Genomic DNA, 503 nt, shown 5'->3' with positions numbered 1-503 from the left:
CCACCCGCCGCTGGGCAAGTGGATGATCGGCGCCGGTGAGCAGATCTTCGGCATGACCCCCTTCGGGTGGAGGTTCGCCGGGGCGGTGGTCGGGGTGCTGTCGATCCTGATCCTGGCCCGGGTGGCCCGCCGGATGACCCGCTCGACCATGCTGGGCTGCCTGGCCGGGCTGCTGCTCGCGCTGGACGGCCTGCACTTCGTGCTGTCGCGGACGGCGTTGCTGGACATCTTCCTGATGTTCTGGGTGCTGGCCGGTTTCGCCTGCCTGGTGGTCGATCGTGACCGGGCGCGGGAGCGGCTGGTGACCTGGTACGAGACCTCGCCGCTGAGTGACCAGGGGCCGGGGCTGGGGGTGCGGCCGTGGCGGATCGCCGCCGGGCTGTGCCTGGGCGCGGCCTGCGCGGTGAAGTGGTCGGGGGTGTTCTTCCTGGTCGCCTTCGCGGTGATGTCCCTGGTCTGGGACGCCGGGGCCCGCCGCGCGATCGGCCTGCGCAAGCCGTACG

The 503-nt window shown here is 72.2% G+C and carries 1 protein-coding gene; it reads left to right on the top strand.

Annotation, left to right across the window (positions count from 1 at the left end):
* Nucleotides 1–503 (top strand): phospholipid carrier-dependent glycosyltransferase (locus ACTOQ1_RS42980; RefSeq protein ID WP_440074403.1); only part of this gene is annotated, 503 nt, incomplete at both ends.

It is taken from the genome of Streptosporangium sp. OZ121, from assembly GCF_051918885.1.
Lineage (GTDB): Bacteria > Actinomycetota > Actinomycetes > Streptosporangiales > Streptosporangiaceae > Streptosporangium.
The sequence above is the reverse complement of the archived record's forward strand: the minus strand, read 5'-3'. Positions and strand labels throughout refer to the sequence as shown.